This is a genomic window from Pseudomonas sp. St29 (assembly GCF_001547915.1).
Taxonomy (GTDB): domain Bacteria; phylum Pseudomonadota; class Gammaproteobacteria; order Pseudomonadales; family Pseudomonadaceae; genus Aquipseudomonas.
The window spans coordinates 2,264,184-2,279,217 of sequence record NZ_AP014628.1 but is presented as its reverse complement, the minus strand read 5'-3'; the positions used below and the strand labels follow the sequence as shown (position 1 = coordinate 2,279,217).

General features: G+C 61.9%; 13 protein-coding genes and 1 tRNA gene. 7 read left to right on the top strand and 7 right to left on the bottom strand.

Annotation, left to right across the window (positions count from 1 at the left end):
• Nucleotides 1-81 precede the first annotated feature (81 nt).
• The gene (gene uvrB / locus PST29_RS10385) at nucleotides 82-2,097 is read right to left on the bottom strand and encodes an excinuclease ABC subunit UvrB (RefSeq protein ID WP_060842994.1); all 2,016 of its coding nucleotides are present in this window, start codon (nucleotides 2,095-2,097) and stop codon (nucleotides 82-84) included.
• 336 nt (nucleotides 2,098-2,433) lie between these two features.
• Here uvrB and PST29_RS10380 point away from each other — a divergent pair, with 336 nt between their 5' ends.
• Both PST29_RS10380 and PST29_RS10375 read left to right on the top strand, forming a co-directional pair.
• The gene (locus tag PST29_RS10380; RefSeq protein WP_060842993.1) at nucleotides 2,434-3,630 is read left to right on the top strand and encodes an amino acid aminotransferase; all 1,197 of its coding nucleotides are present in this window, start codon (nucleotides 2,434-2,436) and stop codon (nucleotides 3,628-3,630) included.
• A gap of 121 nt (nucleotides 3,631-3,751) precedes the next feature.
• The gene (locus PST29_RS10375; protein WP_060841907.1) at nucleotides 3,752-3,949 is read left to right on the top strand and encodes a hypothetical protein; all 198 of its coding nucleotides are present in this window, start codon (nucleotides 3,752-3,754) and stop codon (nucleotides 3,947-3,949) included.
• Nucleotides 3,950-3,955: 6 nt separating this feature from the next.
• Here PST29_RS10375 and PST29_RS10370 read toward each other — a convergent pair whose 3' ends face one another.
• Nucleotides 3,956-4,189 (bottom strand): hypothetical protein, encoded by a 234-nt coding sequence (locus tag PST29_RS10370; RefSeq protein ID WP_060838390.1) that lies wholly within the window; start codon nucleotides 4,187-4,189, stop codon nucleotides 3,956-3,958.
• Nucleotides 4,190-4,459: 270 nt separating this feature from the next.
• Here PST29_RS10370 and PST29_RS10365 point away from each other — a divergent pair.
• The 3 genes from PST29_RS10365 to PST29_RS10355 all read left to right on the top strand — a co-directional run bounded on the left by PST29_RS10365 (nucleotide 4,460) and on the right by PST29_RS10355 (nucleotide 6,955).
• Nucleotides 4,460-4,535 (top strand) — tRNA-Asn (locus PST29_RS10365).
• A gap of 582 nt (nucleotides 4,536-5,117) precedes the next feature.
• The gene (locus PST29_RS10360; protein WP_060842992.1) at nucleotides 5,118-6,275 is read left to right on the top strand and encodes an MFS transporter; all 1,158 of its coding nucleotides are present in this window, start codon (nucleotides 5,118-5,120) and stop codon (nucleotides 6,273-6,275) included.
• Between the two features lie 98 nt (nucleotides 6,276-6,373).
• On the top strand, nucleotides 6,374-6,955 hold the full coding sequence (locus tag PST29_RS10355; RefSeq protein WP_060838388.1) for an SH3 domain-containing protein: 582 nt from the start codon (nucleotides 6,374-6,376) through the stop codon (nucleotides 6,953-6,955).
• A gap of 62 nt (nucleotides 6,956-7,017) precedes the next feature.
• On the opposite strand, the gene PST29_RS10350 is transcribed toward PST29_RS10355, so the two are convergent.
• From PST29_RS10350 to PST29_RS10335, 4 genes are all read right to left on the bottom strand, one after another.
• Nucleotides 7,018-8,559: a nucleobase:cation symporter-2 family protein gene (locus PST29_RS10350; protein WP_060838387.1), complete on the bottom strand. Its 1,542-nt coding sequence runs from the start codon at nucleotides 8,557-8,559 to the stop codon at nucleotides 7,018-7,020.
• Nucleotides 8,560-8,665: 106 nt separating this feature from the next.
• Nucleotides 8,666-8,815: a hypothetical protein gene (locus PST29_RS32120; RefSeq protein ID WP_159426276.1), complete on the bottom strand. Its 150-nt coding sequence runs from the start codon at nucleotides 8,813-8,815 to the stop codon at nucleotides 8,666-8,668.
• 54 nt (nucleotides 8,816-8,869) lie between these two features.
• On the bottom strand, nucleotides 8,870-9,691 hold the full coding sequence (locus PST29_RS10340) for a hypothetical protein (protein ID WP_060842990.1): 822 nt from the start codon (nucleotides 9,689-9,691) through the stop codon (nucleotides 8,870-8,872).
• Between the two features lie 117 nt (nucleotides 9,692-9,808).
• Complete coding sequence (locus PST29_RS10335; protein ID WP_060842989.1) at nucleotides 9,809-10,633, bottom strand: arylamine N-acetyltransferase family protein; 825 nt, start codon at nucleotides 10,631-10,633, stop codon at nucleotides 9,809-9,811.
• A gap of 313 nt (nucleotides 10,634-10,946) precedes the next feature.
• Here PST29_RS10335 and PST29_RS10330 point away from each other — a divergent pair, with 313 nt between their 5' ends.
• A complete protein-coding gene (locus PST29_RS10330) occupies nucleotides 10,947-11,468 on the top strand; it encodes a GNAT family N-acetyltransferase (RefSeq protein WP_060842988.1) in 522 nt (173 codons plus the stop codon).
• Between the two features lie 5 nt (nucleotides 11,469-11,473).
• Here PST29_RS10330 and PST29_RS10325 read toward each other — a convergent pair whose 3' ends face one another.
• Nucleotides 11,474-13,045, bottom strand: a complete 1,572-nt coding sequence (locus PST29_RS10325) for a sensor domain-containing diguanylate cyclase (protein ID WP_060842987.1) — start codon at nucleotides 13,043-13,045, stop codon at nucleotides 11,474-11,476.
• 850 nt (nucleotides 13,046-13,895) lie between these two features.
• On the opposite strand from PST29_RS10325, the gene dusA reads away from it, so the two are divergent.
• Nucleotides 13,896-14,906: a tRNA dihydrouridine(20/20a) synthase DusA gene (gene dusA / locus PST29_RS10320; RefSeq protein ID WP_060838375.1), complete on the top strand. Its 1,011-nt coding sequence runs from the start codon at nucleotides 13,896-13,898 to the stop codon at nucleotides 14,904-14,906.
• Nucleotides 14,907-15,034 lie beyond the last annotated feature (128 nt).

The window sequence follows — 15,034 nt, the reverse complement described above, 5'->3', positions numbered from 1 at the left end:
AGCGAATAGGCTCCCAGCCCTTGCACAGGATTTGAGGGCCTCTTCGCCGGCAAGCCGGCTCCTACGAGGGATCGAGCGTCGTTAGACGGTCAGCAGGCGCTCGCGCAGCTTGGCGATTTCGTCGCGCATCTGCGCCGCGGCCTCGAACTCCAGATCGCGGGCCAACTGGTACATCTTCTCTTCGAGCTGACGGATGCGCTTGCTGATTTCGCTCGGCGAACGCAGTTCGTTTTCGTAGCGGGCACTTTCCTCGGCCGCCTTGGCCATGCCCTTGCGCTTCTTGCTGCGCGAGCCCGGCACGGTGGCGCCTTCCATGATGTCGGCAACGTCCTTGAACACCCCTTTGGGGGTGATGCCATTGGCCAAGTTGAAGGCGATCTGCTTGTCGCGCCGACGCTCGGTTTCGCCAATCGCCCGCTCCATGGAGCCGGTGATGCGGTCGGCATAGAGAATCGCCCGGCCATTGAGGTTGCGCGCAGCCCGACCGATGGTCTGGATCAATGAGCGCTCGGAGCGCAGGAAGCCTTCCTTGTCGGCGTCGAGAATCGCCACCAGGGACACTTCCGGCATGTCCAGGCCTTCACGCAACAGGTTGATCCCCACCAGCACGTCGAAAGTGCCCAGGCGCAGGTCGCGGATGATTTCCACCCGTTCCACGGTGTCGATGTCCGAGTGCAGGTAGCGCACGCGCACGCCGTGGTCGGCCAGGTAATCGGTCAGGTCCTCGGCCATGCGCTTGGTCAGGGTAGTGACCAGCACCCGCTCCTCCAGCGCCACGCGCTTGGTAATTTCCGACAGCAGGTCGTCCACCTGGGTCAGGGCCGGGCGCACTTCCACTTGCGGGTCCACCAGGCCGGTGGGGCGCACCACCTGCTCCACCACGCGCCCGGCGTGTTCCGCCTCGTAGTTGCCCGGAGTGGCGGAGACAAAGATGGTCTGCGGGCTGACCCCTTCCCACTCGTCGAAGCGCATCGGCCGGTTATCCAGCGCCGACGGCAGACGGAAGCCGTACTCCACCAGGGTTTCCTTGCGCGAACGGTCGCCCTTATACATGGCGCCGACCTGGGGCACGCTGACGTGGGATTCGTCGATCACCAACAGCGCGTCCGCCGGCAGGTAGTCGTACAAGGTAGGCGGCGCGGCCCCGGCGGGACGGCCCGAGAGATAGCGCGAGTAGTTTTCGATACCGTTGCAGTAGCCCAGCTCGAGGATCATCTCCAGGTCAAAACGGGTGCGCTGCTCCAAGCGCTGGGCTTCTACCAGCTTGTTGTTGGAGCGCAGGTATTCCAGGCGCTCCTGCAGCTCCACCTTGATGCCCTCGATCGCATCCAGCAGGGTTTCCCGCGGCGTCACATAGTGGCTCTTGGGATAGAAGGTGAAACGCGGCAGCTTGCGGATCACTTCGCCGGTCAGCGGGTCGAAGGCGCTGATGCTTTCCACCTCGTCGTCGAACAGCTCGATGCGGATCGCCTCAAGGTCGGATTCCGCCGGATAGATATCGATCACGTCTCCCCGCACGCGGAAGGTGGCACGGGCAAAGTCCATGTCGTTGCGGGTGTATTGCAGGTCCGCCAGGCGGCGCAGCAAGGCACGCTGGTCGAGCTTGTCGCCGCGGTCCACGTGCAGAACCATTTTCAGGTAGGTTTCCGGGCTGCCCAGGCCATAGATGCAGGACACCGTAGTGACGATGATCGCGTCCTTGCGCTCCAGCAGCGCCTTGGTCGCCGACAGGCGCATCTGCTCGATGTGGTCGTTGATCGAGGCATCCTTCTCGATAAAGGTATCCGAGGAGGGCACATAGGCTTCGGGCTGGTAGTAGTCGTAGTAGGAAACGAAGTACTCCACCGCATTGTTCGGGAAGAACGCCTTGAACTCGCCGTACAACTGGGCTGCCAGGGTCTTGTTCGGCGCCAGTACCAGGGTCGGGCGCTGCACCTGGGCGATGACGTTGGCGATGCTGAAGGTCTTGCCCGAGCCGGTCACGCCGAGCAGGGTCTGGTGGGCCAGTCCGGCCTCGATGCCTTCGACCAGCAGGCGGATGGCTTCCGGCTGGTCGCCGGCGGGCTGGAAGCGAGTGACTAGCTGGAATTCGGACATATCTACCTCTGGGATCATTCATGCGCGGCCATACCGTACAGGAACGAGAAACACCGCGTACGACCCATGTCGCCGAGGAAAAAAACCGGAATGAGCTGGATGTGGAGGCAGATACCACGGCTTTCAAGGTAAAGGTCTTACACCCGTTAACACCCGGAAGGTTGCAATAAGACTAACGGTCGAAAAATAAAGCGAAAAACTTGTCGCAAAAGGTGAATCGGCTGTCGCCCCCCGCGATGATGGCCTCTATACTAGCTCCCCGTTTGTGCACCGCTCTAGTGCATTCGGCTGGAGCGCGACACGTCCCTCCACACTCCATTCAGAGCCGCCGTAAAAATGAGCCTGTTCTCCGCTGTCGAAATGGCACCACGCGATCCAATCCTGGGCCTCAACGAAGCATTCAACGCCGACACCCGTACCAACAAGGTCAACCTTGGAGTGGGCGTGTACTGCAACGAGGAGGGACGCATTCCACTCCTGCGCGCCGTTGTCGAAGCCGAGACAATTCGCGCCGCTCAACACGCTTCCCGTGGCTACCTGCCGATCGACGGCATTGCCGCCTACGATCAGGCTGTACAAAAGCTGCTGTTCGGCAACGACTCGCCACTGCTGGCCGCTGGCCGCGTGGTCACCACCCAGGCCGTTGGCGGTACTGGCGCCCTGAAAATCGGTGCCGACTTCCTCAAACAACTGCTGCCCAACGCCGTGGTCGCCATCAGCGATCCGAGCTGGGAAAACCACCGCGCACTATTTGAAACAGCCGGTTTCCCAGTGCGGAACTACCGCTACTACGACGCCGCCACCCACGACGTGAACCGTGCCGGCCTGCTGGAAGACCTCAACGCCCTGCCGGCCCAGTCGATCGTGGTGCTGCACGCCTGCTGCCACAACCCGACCGGTGTCGACCTGAGCCCGCAGGACTGGAAAAACGTCCTGGAAGTGGTCAAGGCGAAAAACCTCGTGCCATTCCTCGACATGGCCTACCAGGGCTTCGGCGACGGCATCGATGAAGACGCCGCGGCCGTGCGCTTGTTCGCCGAGTCGGGCCTGACCTTCTTCGTTTCCAGCTCGTTCTCCAAGTCGTTCTCGCTGTACGGCGAGCGCGTTGGCGCCCTGTCCATCGTCAGCAGCTCCAAGGAGGAAAGCGCTCGCGTGCTGTCCCAGGTCAAGCGCGTGATCCGCACCAACTACTCCAACCCGCCGACTCACGGTGCAACCATCGTCGCCGCGGTGCTGAACAACCCGGAACTGCGCGCCCAGTGGGAGCAGGAACTGGCGGAAATGCGCCTGCGGATTCGCGGCATGCGCACCCAGATGGTCGACTTGCTGGCCAAAGGCGCCCCTGAGCACGACTTCAGCTTTGTCGGTCGCCAGCGCGGCATGTTCTCCTACTCCGGCCTGACCGTCGAGCAAGTGACCCGCCTGCGCAACGAGTTCGGCATCTACGCCCTGGACACCGGCCGCATCTGCGTTGCCGCGCTGAACCAGAGCAACATCGAGGCAGTGACCAAGGCCATCCTCCAGGTGATCTGATCCGCACCCGTAGTAAAAAAAGGGAAGCCAGCCGGCTTCCCTTTTTTGTGGGCGCTCAGCTATTGCCCGGCCCTGCACCCTCTAGACTGTGACCTTGTTTCCCCTGCTGATCGAGAAACCGATGAAAAACGATGACCTGCGGGCCGACCGCGACGAACTTGAGCACTATCTGCCCCGCTCGCAGAAACGCGAGAAGAGCCTGGTACTGCAAATTGCCCTCGGCGTGTTTCTCGGCGGGCTGGCCCTGTGGCTGGTGCAACTGGCGGCCACGTCGCTGATGGCCAAACTGATGCTCGGCAGCCTGACCTTCGGCGGTTGAGCTGCCTCAGCCCGTCAGTTCAGCCAAGCGTTGACTGGCGGCATCATCAAACGCCACGTACAACGCCTCGGCCACCTGGCTCTTGATGGCCTTGGCGCTTTCCAGCCCGAGGACAAAACCTTCGGCCTTGCCGCCGGCACGCTGCAGATCGGGCGCCGACCCGGCCTGGGTGATGGCGTCCAACAGCTTGCTGGCCTGAGGCCCTACCCCTTTGGGCAGGCTGATCTGCTCGATGCTCATGACAGTACCCCGCAGCAAGGCGGGAACAACCGGGAAGGAACCTGGGATAAATCGAAGCGGATCATAAAGGCTTACCTGTGCGACTGGAGGCCGGTAGCGCGTGAAACCACTTCCGGGCAGCCATGGTAGCCCCTATCGGCTCACGTATCGGTCCGCCAGCCGATAAAACCCTCGAAGTCATGCCGGCAGTTGATTCAGATTCGCGCCGTGCTTAAAAAAATCTCCCAAGCTTGTTGACTTCCCTTTTTGAATCAGTAAGATACGGCGCATTCCGCGATAGCTCAGTTGGTAGAGCAAGTGACTGTTAATCACTGGGTCCCTGGTTCGAGTCCAGGTCGTGGAGCCATCTTCCTGCACTGATTTGCCTCACACCCAACAAGAGCGCCCTGCTCTTGCGGCAAATCAGACCAAGCGCATACCCCCTGTTAGTTTCCCGACCCGCATGTCAGTCCGGCATGCGGGAAAAGTGCGTTGCCGGACCGAATGTGTCATGCCAAGGTCTGGTTGCCTTGGCGCAATGGCCTGACGTAGGCTGTGCGCCTACTTTTCCGGCCAGTCAGACCACGATGTTCCTGCCAGCACAGTCCCCGTGCCTCTCCCCTTCGATGAGCCCTTCGGCAACCCTGGCCGTTGCCCAGCATGATTGCGCGATCAACCGTCGACGCCGCAGCGTCCTGTTCGCCTTCACCTTCTCCCCGCACCTGGGACGTCGCTAACCGCGATTGAGCCCGGTGCCGCCGGCCGAATCTGGCTGACCAGCAAAGACGTCTCGAAGTGCCCCCACTTCATTGAGCGCTTCGCCTGCAGCCGGCCCCGACGCCAAGGGCCCAGGCCCGGCTATCGCCCATATCTCGGCGGATGCTGTCACGCGGCATCCGCAACACCTGTATTTTTTCAGCGCCTGAAGTTGCCGGCGCAGGTCTTGAACATGAACAAAGCCTTGTTAGCCGCCCTGATCCTGGGCATTTCCATTGTCGGCCTGAGCATAGGTTCCACGGTGCCGATCCTTGCCCTGCGCCTGTATCAGGCCGGCGCTTCGAACAACCAGATCGGCATCATGTCGGCACTGCCCGCGGCGGGCATGATGCTCTCGGCCTTTCTGGTCAATGCCCTGGGCCAGCGCCTGACCCGACGCCAGATCTATCTGCTGTGCTTCAGCCTCTGCGCGCTGAGCGTGGCCGCCCTGGAACTGCCCGACGCCAGTCTCTACAGCCTGGGCCTGGCCCGGGTCGCCATGGGACTGGGTGCCGGGCTGATCATCATTCTCGGGGAAACCTGGGTCAATGAAATGGCCGAGGACACCAGTCGCGGACGACTGGTGGCGGTCTACACCACTTGCTTCACTTTCTTCCAACTGCTGGGCCCAGGGCTGGTGTCTTTGCTCGGCACCGAGGGGCCGGCGGTACTGGCGATCGTCAGCGTCGGCTACGCCATCGCGATTGCCGTGGTCTGGCTGACCCTGCCCCAGACAGACGCCTCGGACGTCCATGAGCAAAGCCGGAGCTTCTCGGTTCTGGGCTTTATCCGCATCGCCCCGGCCTTGTGCGTGGGCATCCTGTTCTTCGCCTTTTTCGACAGCGTGGTGCTGTCGCTGTTTCCGGTGTACGCAGCCGGCCACGGCTACAGCATCAAGCTGGCGGCGCTGATGGTGACCATCATTCTCCTGGGGGATACGGCGTTCCAGTTTCCCCTGGGCTGGCTCTCGGACAAGCTGGGACGCCCCGGCATCTACCTGGGTTGCGGCTGCATCGCCCTGCTGATCGGCCTATGCCTACCACTGCTGATGAGCGCCCCCGGCCTGCTCTGGCCGAGCCTGGTCATCCTGGGAGCGGCGGCAGGCGGTATCTACACCCTGGCCATCGTGCTGATCGGTCAATCCTTCAGCGGCGCGGACCTGGTCACCGCCAATGCCAGTGCCGGCCTGCTCTGGGGCATCGGCAGCCTGCTGGGCCCTCTACTCAGTGGCGCGGCCATGAGCGGTGGCAGCTATGGCCTGCCCCTGACCCTGTCGGTGGCCGCTGCGGTGGTCGTGGGGTTTGCCGTATCCCTGGTGCGCCAGGAACAACTCGATAACGTTGCGCAATAGCAGGACGGTCCTCTGCCGACGCGGCCCTGGTCATTCCCAGGCCGCGTTTTTGTCATTACCATCGCGCCCTTCGAATCCCCCCAACGGATAACCCTGCAATGGACCGAGCCCTGCGCCTCCTGCCTCTGTGTGGACTGCTGTCACTTCTGCCGCTGCCGGCCATGGCCAGCCCGCCGGTGGATTGCGCCGCCCTGAGTGACAACGCCTCCCTGGAGGCCGGCCAATACCGCCCACCCCTGGAGGCCAAGGTCATCGGTGAAGGACGGCTGCACTTGCACAGCGGACCAGACGCCGCCTGCATCAACAAGAAACTCTATGTGATCCCTGGCGACGGCCTGACGGTGTACGCCTCCAGCGACAGTGGCTGGGCTCAAATCATGTACATCGCCAAGGACGGCGAGGACTACAGCGGCTGGGTCGAGGAAAAGCGCCTGCAACTGGGCAGTCATTACGGCGGCCCACAACTTCCCGGCGAGGTCACGACCTTTATCCAGCGCCACGAGGATTGCCTGCACTTTGCCGGCGAGGAGGCCTACGACGAAGAGCGCCGGGCCGAACTGGAGAAGGCCGTCAATGAAGTCTGCGTCGGCCACGATCGCCAACTCGCCGCCCTGCGCAGCCAGTACCAGGACAACCCGGAGGTCCTGCAAGCCCTGGAGCCCCTGGAAAACCTCGAATAACCACGCCTCGATAAAAAACGGCGCCTTCAGGGCGCCGTTTCTTCATGTCGCGACACTGGCACTCAATGCGTGACCTCGGCACTGCCGCGGGCATGGCTTGGCGCAGAACCGTCTCCGGGCTGCGGCGATGACTGGCCGGCAACCTCAGCCACCAGCGGAACCTCATTGCCTTCGGCATCGTGCAGCTTGCCGCCGCTGAAATAGTCCCCTTCACGCAACGCAGCAATGTCCTGGAAGCGCAGGCTGCGCTCGGTGCCGGCAACGAACACCGACTGCTGGTCGGAGTTGCCTGCAGTGAAGTGGTTGAACGCCAGGTTGAGCACGATCGCCATGATCGCCGAGGAGCTGATGCCCGAATGGAAGATCGTCGCGAACCAGCTGGGGAAATGGTCGTAGAAGCTTGGTGCGGCAATCGGGATCATGCCGAAGCCGATCGAGGTGGCAACGATGATCAGGTTCATGTTGTTGCGGTAGTCGACCTTGGACAAGGTGCGGATGCCACTGGCAGCCACAGTGCCGAACAGGACGATACCGGCCCCGCCCAGCACCGAGGTCGGCACCGCGGCAATCACCCGCCCCATGAACGGCAGCAGACCGAGAACCACCAGGAACAGCCCGCCAGTGGCGACCACGAACCGGCTCTTGATCCCGGTGACCGCCACCAGCCCGACGTTCTGGGCAAAGGCGCTCTGAGTGAAGGAGCCGAAGATCGGCGCGATCATGCTCGACAGCATGTCGGCACGCAGGCCGTCGCCCAAACGCTTGGAGTCGACTTTGGTGTGGATGATTTCACCCACCGCAAGGATGTCCGCCGAGGTTTCCACCAGCGTCACCATGACCACGATGCACATCGACAGGATCGCCGCGACATGGAAGGTCGGCATGCCGAAATGGAAAGGCGTGGGCAGCCCGAACATCGGCCCCTGGGTGACGCCGGAAAAGTCCGCCATGCCCAGGAACACCGCGACCACGGTGCCGATGATCATGGCCAGGAGAATCGACAGCCGGGAAATCGCCGCACTGCCGATCTTGCTCAGCAGCAGCACCAGGGCCAGCGTCAGGGCCGCCAGGCCGATGTTCGACATGCTGCCAAAGTCCGCCGCGCGACTGTTGCCGCCCATGGCCCAGCGCGCCGCGACCGGCATCAGCGTCAGGCCGATGGTGGTGATGACAATGCCGGTCACCAGGGGAGGAAAGAACTTGGTGATCCGGGAGAACACCGGGGTGATCAGCAGACCGATGAGCGAGGCGGCGATCACGGCCCCGAGCACCGACTGGAAGCCGCCTTCCCCGGTACTGGTGACAATCGCCACCATGGTTGAAACACCCGCAAAGGACACCCCTTGCACCAGCGGCAACTTGCAACCGAAAAACGGCACGCCGAGGGTTTGCAGCAAGGTCGCCAGCCCCCCCGCGAACAACGAGGCCGCAATCAGCAGGCCGATCTCCGCCGGCGACAGACCGGCCGCCTGACCGATGATCAAGGGCACTGCAACGATACCGCCGTACATGGTCAGCACGTGTTGCAGGCCATAAGCCATATTCGCGCCAATACCCAAATTTTCATCTTCGGGCCGTTGCTGTGAAACCTGGGGCGTATTCATGGTGTGGGGTTCCCTGTTTTTGTTATGCGCACACTGTATGCAACATCCAAGACAACTGTCCATAGGATTGTATACAGTTTGCCCTTCAGGATTTCCGCCGCCCCCGTCAACGGGCAACCCGCGCAAAGCCCTCGACCGTCGCCCCTCCACCCGCCTGAAAAGCCGCCCCAGAGCCGTCGCTCAACTCAGCGCCGGCCAGGAGCGGCACCCGCTCGCAGGTTTTTTTCACGCCGTTCCAGGGATTGAAAAACAGCATGAAAAAAGCCGATCCGCTGGCCGGATCGGCTCGGGCCTCGCACCCGAGGAACAATTACTGGGCCGGAACCCGGATCTTGTACACATTGGGTGCGACACGAACCCACTGATCACTGACCAGTGGATAGACCTTGGTCCGCGCCGACAGGCGCAGCAATTGCGAGTTGATGGTGGCCAGGGTCTTGACGTTGCCATCACGCGTATAGCTCAGCATGTTGTCCCGCAGATTGACGATGGTGTTCCAGGTGTCCGTGTTGTTGATGATGTACTGGGCGTTGCGTTCAAACGCCTCGCCCGGGTCATCATTGCGGCCGTTTGGCCCGAGGAACAGGTTCCACGGCATCCAGGTGTAGAAACCGTGGAAGGTGTCCCAACCCAGGGGCCGTGGCGGCACGCCGGCGTTGGCCCGTACCACGCCCCGGCCGATCTCTTCAAGCAGGGTCTTGGCCTGGTCGTAGTCGGCCTGTACCGCCGGGGTGACATTGACCTGGTTGTCCCGTCCATAGCTGGGCAAGCGCCCGCCAAAACCGTCCCAGAACCCTTTCAGCTCCTTGAGGTGCCCGCGCTGCACCACGGACATGTAGAAATCCCGCAGTTGGTTGTAGGCAATGATGTGATGGCGACTGACCGGGACGGTATACGCCGCGCCAACACCGGAAGCCGTGAGATCGGCGTTGTAGTTGTTCGACGGTGGATAGGGTGAGCCGGCACGGGCGTCCATGCTCAGGTTGTAGTTGCCGTCGGGATTGGGTGCGGCGTAGCTGGCGCTGGAACACAGGCCGAGCACGACCAGCAGGGCTGCGAGCAGCCCTGCCTGGAATCGCCTCAGCGCGGCACCAGTGCTGTCGAACAGGCTTGAACGGGGTGTTTTGTGCATGATTCTCTCCTTGAGAAATGACCGGCTTGCCGGTGAAGTCTAAGGAGCAGGACCCTGCATATTTAACCGGGAATCGATTCCGCAGCGGCCCTGGCGGGCACCGTAAAGCCGGGAAAATCAGGACTCGAGCAATTGCCCGATCACCCGCGGCAACTCGGGATGGTTGGGCAGGCGCAAGGCGAACTCGTCCTGCAGCAGGCTCATCAGTTCCCCGGCCTCGGTGATCTCCCGTCGCTCGCTGGACTGTCCCATGCGATGCAGGGCGTAGCTGCCGTTGTTCAGCGTGCGGCGCACTCCCGGCCCTATCAGCGCCACCTTCAATTGGCCAAGGAAGGGTGAATCCGGGTGGGTGGAGACATACCAGTTGCCCATCTCGTAATCCACGTCGCCCTGCACCTGCAGATCGAAGACATAGAGAGCCCGCCATTGCTCCGCGACCTTGGCGCGCAGGGTGTAACTGCCCTCACGCCGGGTGATGCAATAGGGCTCATGGGGCGTGACCTGCTCTGCCTCGGTGTCCAGCAGCAAAGGCGTGGTGGGTACCATGCCGCCAAAGCCGACGTCGGCGATGTAGCGTTGCCCGTCCAGATGCAACAGGGTCAGCCGATGGCTGCGAGCGGTGAGCGCATCCTCCGGCCCTCCCATCACCACCCGCCCGGTGATGCCCCGGGCCTCGTAGCCCAGGTGTTGCAGCAATGCCAGGAAGCTCTGGTTGAGTTCGTAGCAGTAGCCGCCGCGGCCCTCGTGGAGAATCTTGCGCTCCACGGATGCCAGATCGATGGGCACCGGCACCCGCAACAGGGTCGAAAGGCTTTCGAAGGCAAAACGACAGACATGACGCCATTGCAGCTCCCGCAGGCTTTCCAGGGTCGGCGCCGGGGCGCGCAGGTAACCGAGTTGCTGCAGGTACAGGTCAAAGTTCATCAGGTGCGGCTGGCTCATGCACAAATCCTTGAAATGAGGGTCGCCCAGGGCCACAACCAACCCTGGCAGGTCGGGGTTATGTATAAGCCAGAAGCGGGGAATCCAGACAATGAATTCGCTCGATATTTTTTATTGCATTGGCCGTGGATTGGCCCTTGCCAGGCGCCTGGAACGCCCCTGTAATAGGCCCCCTTGGTGAGGCTGCGCAGCTTCTTCAACACCACCATGCCTTTGCACACATGGCCCCAGTGACGACACTCCGCCAGCACCTGCAACAACGCCTCAACCGATCCTGAACCCTCAATCCAGCCCCGTTTACAAGGATGTAGCCATGCCGGTCGATTTCACTCTACGCCACGCTGAGCGCGGGGATGCGCTGTGCATCAGCGGCCTGGCCACCCAGGTCTTTCTCGACACCTACGCCACCGATGGCATGCGCAGCGACCTGGCCGAGGAGGCCCTGAGCGTCTACGCCCCGGAGCAGTTCCGCCAGCGCCTCGAAGATCCCGCCAGGACCCTCTTGCTGGCTGAGCGCAACGGGCACCTTCTGGGGTTCGCCGAATTCAACCGCCAGGCCCGAGCGCCGCTCCCCGAGTTATCCGATGCCGTGGAACTGGTGCGCCTCTACGTGCAACGTCACGCTCACCGGCAAGGCGTTGGCCAGGCGCTTCTGCAACAGGTGGAAAGCCTGGTGAAAAACAGCGATACCCCCTGCCTGTGGCTCGCCGTGTGGTCAGAGAACCACCGGGCACAGGCCTTTTATCAGGCCCAGGGATATGCCTGCGTCGGCCACACCGCCTACGAGTTTGCGGGCAACGCCTACGCCAATCAGGTGTTCTGCAAGCGTTTCTAGCCCCCTCAACGATCGGAGCGCTGCAAGAGCTCCCCGGCGCGCTCCGCTGGCAAGGCCATGACACGGTTGCGGCCCATGGCCTTGGCCTGGTAGAGCGCCTCGTCCGCGCGCTCGATAAACATCTCGATACTGTCGCGCCCGGTGGGCACGAAGGAATAACAGCCCAGGCTGACCGTCACGCACCCCACCGGGGACCCGGAATGGGCAATGTCGCGCTGCATGACACTGCAGCGAATCTGCTCGGCCATGGCCAGCGCGCCATGGATATCGGTATCGGGCAGCAACACCGCAAACTCTTCACCGCCGTAGCGCACAGCCAGATCGGCCTTGCGCTGGCAGCAGCCCTTCAGGGCCTGGGCCACTTCCATCAGGCAGTGATCGCCCGCCACATGGCCATAGGTATCGTTGTAGCGCTTGAAATAATCGATATCGACCATGATCAGGCTCAACGGGCTGTGTTGCCGGGCACCCCGGCCGAACTCGATCATCAGGGAGCGCTCGAACAAACGTCGATTGGCCAGGCCGGTGAGGCTGTCATGGGTGGCGATCACCTCCAGCGCCTCCTGGGCATTGCGCAGGTCCGTCTCGATCCGCTCGTTGTTGCGCACCTGACTGACGAACACCCAACCGAACAGCCCCACCCCCAACAGCACCAGAGCGACGATGGCCGAGGATTGATAGGCCGAGGCGTACCAGCCCCTGAGAATCGAATCCTTGGAGTTTGCCGCAGCCACCACCAGCGGGTAGGCCTGCAACTGGCGATAGCCGTACAGGCGTGTCACCCCATCGACGATCGAGGTGATCATGGCATTGCCGGAAGTGGCCTCGGGCAGGTACTTGCTGAAGATCTCGCCGCGGGACAGGGACGCGCCGATCTGCCGCTCCTCGAATGGCCGCCGCGCAATCAGGGTGCCATCGGACAGGGCCAGGAACATCGCGCCCTGCTCATCGATATTGAAGCTTTTGAAGAACTGATCGAAGTACGCCAGCTTGATACCGGCCATCAGCACGCCCTGGAAATTGCCGTCCCGGTCATTGATCCGGCGCGAGATGGGGATGATCCACTCACCGTTGGCGCGACTGCGAATCGCCGGGCTGATATGGGCCTGCAGCGAGACGTTCTGCTGGTGAAAGCGGAAGTAGTCGCGATCGGCAACATCCTTGCCGTGGGGCGAATCGTTGAACGAACTGACCACCCACTGGCCTTGCTTGTCGTAGAGAAAGACCCCGCTCAACTGGGTCAGGGCCTGTACCCGCCGGGCAAAGATCTGCTGCAGGCGCGGGCGCTGCCGGGGCCCGTCCCCCAGGGCCTGGATCCACTCGGACAGGCTCATCAACACCAGGTCGGCCTCCATGAAGGTGTCCTCGGCCTGCTGGGCAATGGCCCGGGTCAGGTTGGTGGAGTTGACCTCGGCCTGAGCCAGGTCATGACGCCAGGACTGCTCCAACTGCAGGAACAGCAAACCGCACAGGCACAGGAATACCGTGGCAATGAAGGCGACCGCGGCCTTGAGCAGCGGCAGACGCTTGAGGTTGCCACCGGGGGCATGCTGAGGATCGTAGATGGGGACAGGCAATAGTGTCTTCCTGACGGGAAAGGCCTTTGCAACAAGGCACATCCCTGATTGTTTTCGAGACTGGCGCAACGGCCAGCACCCTGCGAAGCATCATTTGCGTGACGTTTGAACACAGGCAAGGCTCCGACGCAAGTGCATGTAGCCTGCCCCACGCAGGGGTTATCGGCCGCAAAGGGCGATGCATGAAGCGCGCAACGTCGACTGCAACAACATTCGATATTTCCCCGACACAGGACCGCCATCAGCGCCCGATCCGCCCTGAGCCCCCTGAACGCGCGAAACCGGGCATCGGACAGCGGCGGCGATATTACTCGGACAAAACCCGGCCAGCCGCCATGGGGGAGCACCGCGAAGCCTGATAGCCCCCCACGCCGAATGTCCGCAGAAGAGCGTAGTCGTAAGCTAGGCGACAAATACACGACTGCTTTTCAATGGCATTACCACTGGACGCGCGGCTAAACAGTTAGTACGACCAAGCCTTCCGTGCCGTAAAGGCCCGCATGAAGAAAAAGCAGAGACTCAAGGCATACGCAAATGCCCACAGTCCAGCCATGGCCTGGTGACATGGCGCTCCGGAATGAGATGGCAAGCAACCTCAATCGCACGTCCCCGACACAAACAACCTCAACGGCCGGTTTTCGGGCGAAGGTTTGAGTCTCTTGGTAAACTCGCGCCCATAGCAAACCACACTTGACTGTGCCGAATGGCCGACGCGGCCATCGGTGCGTTGGCGCCCCTGATCATGACAATCGCCTTGTAATACAAGCGAAAAGCCATTGCCGCTTGAACCAACGCCCTTCAGAAAGCGCCCACTTATCCCCTAGAACACGCCTTAAACACGTAGAGCAAAATGGTCCAGAATTCAGCTACAGCCCCAGTAAACTCAAGCCCTACGCTGTCCCGGCGGTTTAGCGTTGCACCGATGATGGATTGGACGGACCGCCACTGCCGCTACTTCTTGCGCCTGCTGTCCAAGCACACCCTGCTCTATACCGAAATGGTCACCACCGGTGCGCTGCTCAATGGTGATCATGAGCGTTTTCTGCGCTACCACCAGAGCGAGCATCCGTTGGCGCTGCAATTGGGGGGCAGTACTCCGGGGGATCTGGCGGCCTGTGCACGAATGGCCCAGGAACATGGCTATGACGAGGTCAACCTGAATGTCGGCTGCCCTAGCGATCGGGTGCAGAACAATATGATCGGCGCCTGCCTGATGGGGCACCCGGCTCTGGTGGCCGATTGCGTAAAGGCCATGCGCGATGCGGTGTCGATTCCAGTGACCGTCAAACATCGGATCGGCATCAACGGCCGTGACAGTTATGCCGAGCTGTGTGATTTCGTCGGCCAGGTCCATGAGGCCGGTTGCAACAGTTTTACCGTGCATGCGCGCATTGCGATCCTTGAGGGGCTGTCGCCCAAGGAAAACCGGGATATTCCGCCGCTGCGCTACGATGTGGCTGCGCAATTGAAGGCGGACTTCCCGCAGTTGGAGGTGATACTCAACGGCGGCATCAAGACCCTGGAGGCCTGCCATGAGCATCTACAGACCTTTGACGGGGTGATGTTGGGGCGTGAGGCCTATCACAATCCCTACCTGCTGGCCCAGGTGGACCAACAGTTGTTCGGCAGCGGCGCGCCGGTGATTTCCCGTGCCGAGGCGCTGGCGCAATTGCGGCCCTATATCGCCGAACATCTGGCAAGCGGCGGCGCCATGCATCACATCACTCGCCATGTACTGGGACTGGGGACCGGCTTCCCCGGAGCACGCAAGTTCCGCCAGTTGTTGTCGGTGGATATCCACAAGACCCAGGACCCATTGGGCCTGCTGGATCAGGCCGGGCAACTGCTTGAGGGACGTTAACCGTCAACCGGATTGAACCTGATGCGGCTTTTGATATCTGAATAACCTGAAATCTGTCCCGCATTCAGACAGCTGTTTTCAGGTCGCCGCCCCCGGCGGCACCACAAGCCTTTCGCGCCCTTGAGCGC

Bases quoted from the DNA above. Each gene is read 5' to 3' on its own strand.
- uvrB (WP_060842994.1), bottom strand. From the start codon at position 2,097: ATGTCCGAATTCCAGCTAGTCACTCGCTTCCAGCCCGCCGGCGACCAG.
- PST29_RS10380 (WP_060842993.1), top strand. From the start codon at position 2,434: ATGAGCCTGTTCTCCGCTGTCGAAATGGCACCACGCGATCCAATCCTG.
- PST29_RS10375 (WP_060841907.1), top strand. From the start codon at position 3,752: ATGAAAAACGATGACCTGCGGGCCGACCGCGACGAACTTGAGCACTAT.
- PST29_RS10370 (WP_060838390.1), bottom strand. From the start codon at position 4,189: ATGAGCATCGAGCAGATCAGCCTGCCCAAAGGGGTAGGGCCTCAGGCC.
- PST29_RS10360 (WP_060842992.1), top strand. From the start codon at position 5,118: ATGAACAAAGCCTTGTTAGCCGCCCTGATCCTGGGCATTTCCATTGTC.
- PST29_RS10355 (WP_060838388.1), top strand. From the start codon at position 6,374: ATGGACCGAGCCCTGCGCCTCCTGCCTCTGTGTGGACTGCTGTCACTT.
- PST29_RS10350 (WP_060838387.1), bottom strand. From the start codon at position 8,559: ATGAATACGCCCCAGGTTTCACAGCAACGGCCCGAAGATGAAAATTTG.
- PST29_RS32120 (WP_159426276.1), bottom strand. From the start codon at position 8,815: ATGCTGTTTTTCAATCCCTGGAACGGCGTGAAAAAAACCTGCGAGCGG.
- PST29_RS10340 (WP_060842990.1), bottom strand. From the start codon at position 9,691: ATGCACAAAACACCCCGTTCAAGCCTGTTCGACAGCACTGGTGCCGCG.
- PST29_RS10335 (WP_060842989.1), bottom strand. From the start codon at position 10,633: ATGAGCCAGCCGCACCTGATGAACTTTGACCTGTACCTGCAGCAACTC.
- PST29_RS10330 (WP_060842988.1), top strand. From the start codon at position 10,947: ATGCCGGTCGATTTCACTCTACGCCACGCTGAGCGCGGGGATGCGCTG.
- dusA (WP_060838375.1), top strand. From the start codon at position 13,896: ATGGTCCAGAATTCAGCTACAGCCCCAGTAAACTCAAGCCCTACGCTG.